The following is a 4,603-nucleotide window of genomic DNA, read 5'->3' as shown; positions in this document are numbered from 1 at the left end:
AGCAAGCTCCCTCGCCACAACAGCATTGAGCACAAAGGCAGTCAGCGCACCGCGCTGACACCGTCGAGGGTGGAAAACGATGTGTCCTTCGCCGTCAGCAGGAAGTCGCGCATATACGGTGCGTCGAGCATGTCGGTGCGCACCGCCGCGTAGAGCGTGGCGAACAAGCCTTTTTCCCCCAGCCGCTTGGCCTTCACGTAGCCCCGCGAGCTGTATTCATGCAGCGCCCAATGCGGCATGCCGCAGACGCCCCGGCCGCTGGCGACCAGTTGCATCATCATCACCGTCAGCTCGGACGTGCGGACCTGGGCCGGTTCGATGTCGGCCGGTTCCAGGAAGCGGGTGAAGATGTCCAGGCGATCGCGTTCCACCGGATAGGTGATGAGGGTTTCGCTGATCAAGTCTTCGGGCACGATGTACAGCTTGCCCGCCAGCCGATGCTGGTTGGCAACGGCGAGCATCGCTTCGTAGGTGAAGAGCGGCACGTAGGTGATGCCAGCAAGTTCCAGCGGGTCGGACGTCACCACCAGGTCCAGGTCGCCACGGGCCAGGGCCGGCAGCGGGGCGAAGGCGAAGCCCGAGGCCAGGTCCAGCTCCACTTCGGGCCAGGCATCGCGAAACTGGTCGATGGTCGGCATCAGCCATTGGAAGCAACTGTGGCACTCGATCGCCATGTGCAGACGCCCGGCGGTGCCGCCCGCCAGTCGCGCGATGTCTCGTTCGGCGCTGCGCAGCAACGGAAGGGTGGCGTCGGCCAGTTGCAGCAGGCGCAGGCCGGCGCTGGTGAAACGGACCGGTTTGGTCTTGCGCACGAACAACTGCATGCCCAGGCGTTCTTCCAATTCCTTGAACTGGTGGGACAGCGCGGACTGGGTCAGGTGCAAGCGTTCGGCGGCTTCCACCAGGCTGTCGGCTTCGCGCAAGGCATGCAGCGTCTTCAGATGACGGAGTTCAAGCACCGGTGTGGCTCCATGAATAAAACTTGTGATCAACACGAAAAGGTTGAGTTTGTCTCATGTGGGGCTGGCTGTCGACAATGGCGCCATCTTTTACAGAAGGACATTCACCATGGCCCTGGCCCATACCCTCGGTTTTCCCCGCATCGGCGCTGACCGCGAACTGAAGAAAGCCCTCGAAGCCTACTGGAAGGGCGATCTGGCCCCGACGGCGTTGCAAGCCGTTGGGCGTGAACTCCGGGCCCGGCATTGGCAATTGCAGAAAGACGCCGGCATCGACTTGCTGCCGGTGGGTGATTTCGCCTGGTACGACCAGGTGCTCAGCCATACCTTGACGCTGGGCGCCGTCCCGCCACGTTTCCACGGCACCTTGGATGACCAGGGCAGGCCGACGCTCGACACCCTGTTCGCCATGGCCCGTGGCGCCACGACCCGTTGCTGCGGCGCCGGTCACGGTCAGGCGCAGTACGCCCAGGAGCTGACCAAGTGGTTCGACACCAACTATCACTACCTGGTCCCGGAGTTTTCCGCCGACCAGACCTTCGCCCTGAGCTGGGAGCAGCTGTTCGACGAAGTCGACGAAGCCCACGCCCTCGGGCATCGGGTCAAACCGGTGATCATCGGTCCGCTGACGTACTTGTGGCTGGGCAAGGCCAAGGGCGGCGACTTCGACAAACTCGAGCTGCTGGAGCGCCTGCTGCCGGTCTACGGTGAGATCCTCAATCGCCTCAAGGCCCAGGGCGTGGAGTGGGTGCAGATCGATGAGCCGATTCTTACCCTTGACCTGCCACTGGCCTGGAAAAGCGCCTTCGAGCGCGCTTATCACATCCTCCAGTACTCACCGCTGAAAAAACTGGTGGCGACCTACTTCAGTGGCCTGCAAGACAACCTCGGCCTGGCGGTGAGCCTGCCGGTGGACGGCTTGCACATCGACGCCGTTCGCGCCCCTGACCAATTGGGCCAGGTGCTGGACCGCCTGCCGACCTACAAGATTCTCTCGGTGGGCCTGGTCAACGGTCGCAACGTCTGGCGCTGTGAACTGGAGCAGGCGCTGGCGCAACTGCGACCGGCCGAGGAACGCTTCGGCGACAACCTGTGGGTCAGCACATCCTGCTCGCTGTTGCACAGCCCGGTGGATCTGGAGCGCGAAGACAAGCTCGATCCCGAACTCAAGAGCTGGCTGGCGTTCGCCGTGCAGAAATGCGGGGAGGTGGCGGTGCTGCGCGATGCGCTGAACGATCCGCAGGCGCCTGGTGTACAGCAGGCGTTGATCCGCAGTCGAGAAATACAGGCCAGTCGCGCGGCCTCGGCGCGCATTCATAAACCCCACGTCCAGGAGCGTCTGGCGGCGATCCGGCCACAGGACAGCCAACGGCGCTCGCCGTTTGCCAAGCGCATCGAGCAACAACGTGTGCGGCTCAAGCTGCCAGCGTTTCCCACTACCTCCATTGGTTCCTTCCCACAGACACCGGCGATTCGTCTGGCTCGCCAGGCCTACAAGCAAGGCACGCTGTCGGCCAACGATTACCAGGACGCGATGCACACCGAGATCCGCCACGCGGTGCAGATCCAGGAGCGCTTGGGCCTGGACGTGCTGGTGCACGGTGAAGCCGAGCGCAACGACATGGTGGAATATTTCGCCGAGCAACTGGATGGCTACGCCTTCACCCGTTTCGGCTGGGTACAGAGCTACGGCTCGCGGTGTGTGAAACCGGCGATCATCTTTGGCGACATCAGCCGGCCCGAGGCGATGACGGTCGATTGGATTCGCTACGCGCAAAACCTCACCGACAAACCTATGAAAGGCATGCTCACCGGCCCCGTAACCATGCTGATGTGGTCGTTCCCCCGGGAGGACGTGTCACGCAGGACCCAGGCCCGACAGTTGGCCCTGGCCCTGCGCGACGAAGTGCTGGACCTGGAAAAAGCCGGGATCGCTATTGTGCAAATCGACGAAGCGGCCTTTCGCGAAGGCTTGCCGCTGCGGCGCGGGCAATGGCAGGAATACCTCGATTGGGCCGTGGAAGCGTTCCGCCTGAGTGCGTCGGGCGTGAGCGATGAAACCCAGATCCACACCCATATGTGCTACAGCGAATTCAACGATGTGATCAAGGCGATCGCCGAGATGGACGCCGATGTCATCACCGTCGAAACCTCGCGTTCGGACATGGAATTGCTCGATGCATTCGAGGCGTTCGACTACCCCAACGACATCGGCCCGGGCGTCTATGACATCCACTCGCCGAGGGTTCCGGACACCGCCGAAATGGTGGCGCTGATGCGCAAAGCCGTGCAGCGCATCCCCGCCGAGCGGTTGTGGGTCAACCCCGATTGCGGGCTGAAGACCCGGGCGTGGCCTGAGACGGAAGCGGCGCTGGTGAACATGGTGGCGGCGGCGCGGCAGTTGCGCACAGGAACTGCATAGGAGCCGCGCAGAAGCTGTGTAGGAGCTGCCGAGCGAAGCGAGGCTGCGATCTTTCCCAGACAATTGAGTCCTAAGGGAAAAAACAGCAGATCAGGATCAAAAGATCGCAGCCTTCGGCAGCTCCTACGCAATCTTCATCAAACTGTCACGCAACTGTGGCAGCGCGCTTGAACAAACTTCATCAGACTCGCGCTCTACTGGGGTTCTGCGTTTTGGTGTTTCTTCATGCGTGTATTCATTTTCCTGGCCGCGTTGCTGTGCGGCTTGCCGTCGTTGGCGGCTTCTCGTTGTGATGTCAATGTCGCGACCCAACGGGTCGACCTGGACCAGGTGAGCCTGGCGTACCAGAGCATCGGGCGTGCCTCCGACCCTGCGTTGTTGCTGGTGATGGGCTTGGGCGGGCAATTGATCCACTGGCCGGACGAAGTGGTGGTCGCGCTATGCGAACAAGGTTTCCGGGTGATCCGCTATGACAACCGCGACGTCGGCCTGTCCGCCTGGCGCCAGGCGCCCGGCAGCGCCAACCTGACGTTCGAGGCCCTGCGCTACAAACTCGGCCTGCCCGTGGCGGCGCCTTACTCACTGACGGACATGGCCGCCGATGGCCTGGGCTTGATGGACGCTCTGCACGTGCAAAGCTTCCATGTATTGGGCGTCAGCATGGGCGGCATGATCGCCCAGCACATGGCCGCCATGGCGCCCCAGCGGGTCGAGAGCCTGACGTTGATCATGACCACCTCAGGCGCCGAAGGCTTGCCGGCGCCCAGTGAAACCCTGGTGCAATTGTTATCGCGGCGCAGCGCACCGAATCGCGAGGTGGCGCTGGAGCAACAGGCCGACTTGCTCGCCGCGCTGGGCAGCCCGATGGTAGTGGATGATCGGCAAGTCCTGCTGCACCAGGCGGCGGTCGCCTATGACCGGGCCTTCAATCCCGAGGGTGTGAAGCGCCAGATCATGGCGATCATGGCCGAGCCAAGCCGGGTGGCGTTGCTGAACCAACTGCAGGTGCCGACCCTGGTCGTCCACGGCACCGCCGATCCGTTGTTGCCGGTGATGCATGGCGTGCACCTCGCGGCGCATATTCGCGGCAGCCAGTTGAAGCTGATCCCGGGCCTGGCCCACCGCTTTCAGGAAGCCTTCAAGGAACCGCTGCTGGGGGCGGTGTTGCCGTATCTGCAACAGCATCGCGAAGACACCTCGCACTGGGCGCAGATCGAGCCGG

General features: G+C 63.0%; 3 protein-coding genes. 2 read left to right on the top strand and 1 reads right to left on the bottom strand.

From position 1 onward, the window contains the following. Positions 1–41: 41 nt before the first annotated feature. Positions 42–959 carry a transcriptional regulator MetR gene (gene metR, locus OC610_RS21680; protein WP_264430658.1) on the bottom strand — a complete coding sequence of 306 codons (918 nt, stop codon included), beginning with the start codon at positions 957–959 and terminating at the stop codon, positions 42–44. Positions 960–1,068: 109 nt separating this feature from the next. On the opposite strand from metR, the gene metE reads away from it, so the two are divergent. Continuing rightward, positions 1,069–3,381 (top strand): 5-methyltetrahydropteroyltriglutamate--homocysteine S-methyltransferase, encoded by a 2,313-nt coding sequence (gene metE / locus OC610_RS21675; RefSeq protein ID WP_264430656.1) that lies wholly within the window; start codon positions 1,069–1,071, stop codon positions 3,379–3,381. A gap of 225 nt (positions 3,382–3,606) precedes the next feature. Further along, on the top strand, positions 3,607–4,603 hold a 997-nt coding region (locus tag OC610_RS21670; RefSeq protein ID WP_264430654.1), incomplete at its 3' end, for an alpha/beta fold hydrolase.

It is taken from the genome of Pseudomonas agronomica (assembly GCF_025917275.1).
GTDB classification, from domain to species: Bacteria; Pseudomonadota; Gammaproteobacteria; order Pseudomonadales; family Pseudomonadaceae; genus Aquipseudomonas; species Aquipseudomonas agronomica.
Note: the sequence above shows the minus strand (reverse complement) of the source record. Positions and strands in the feature narration are given on the sequence as shown.

Coding starts and splice junctions, on each gene's coding strand:
- metE (WP_264430656.1), top strand. CDS start 1,069: ATGGCCCTGGCCCATACCCTCGGTTTTCCCCGCATCGGCGCTGACCGC.